Source organism: Treponema sp. R8-4-B8, from assembly GCF_054786175.1.
The window spans coordinates 1-738 of the sequence record NZ_BDHE01000190.1 but is presented as its reverse complement, the minus strand read 5'-3'; the positions used below and the strand labels follow the sequence as shown (position 1 = coordinate 738).

Annotated in this window: 1 protein-coding gene; it reads left to right on the top strand. The window is 39.7% G+C overall.

Annotated elements, in window-relative coordinates:
• The coding region (locus ACYVRA_RS07810; protein WP_461252173.1) for a HAMP domain-containing protein at nucleotides 1-738 on the top strand (738 nt) is incomplete at both ends.

Genomic DNA, 738 nt, shown 5'->3' with positions numbered 1-738 from the left:
CGATGACAACGCGAAATTCCTAATAAATGAAAGTTTTTTTTATTCAAAAGATATTGATTCTTCGCTGGTTAATTCTTATTACGAGAAGAATAGCGATTATTATCAAAGAGCGGTGATGGGGGAATCGGCTTTTTTAAACGCGTATAAGCATTTTTCCATGCATTTACTGGCTTTGTTTTTCCCTCTCTCAAGAGGGCAAACATCCGACGGTCGTGAGTCCGAAGGACGCGCCGTCTTTATCCTTTTTTCCCCTGAATATCTTAATGACAACCTGAGTTCAGGCATGAATCAATCTTATCTGATCAATAATAACGGCGATGTTTTAATACATCCTGATTTTGAAATGGTAAGGACTGCCGCTAATATTTCCAACAGGGAAGATGTTCGCATGATTCGCGAAAGCGCCATACGCAGCAGGCAGGATTTGCATGATATCGACGGCGTTAAATATTTCATCGCTTTTACAAAATTAAACATAGGCGCGTCGATTGTTATTACCAGTATTGAGTACAAAAAAATATTCGAGATGATTAATACGACTACCCGCCGTAATTTGCTTTTAACCGCCGCCGTCGTATTTTTATCGATACTTTTTATCTGGTTCTTTTCCAAGACCATTTCTTCAGCGTTAAAAATCCTTTCTAACGCCGCGCGAAAAATCGAGGGCGGCGATTTTGAACTCGATTTAAAACCTAGAAGCCGCGATGAAATAGGCTTTCTTACGACAAACTTTCAACG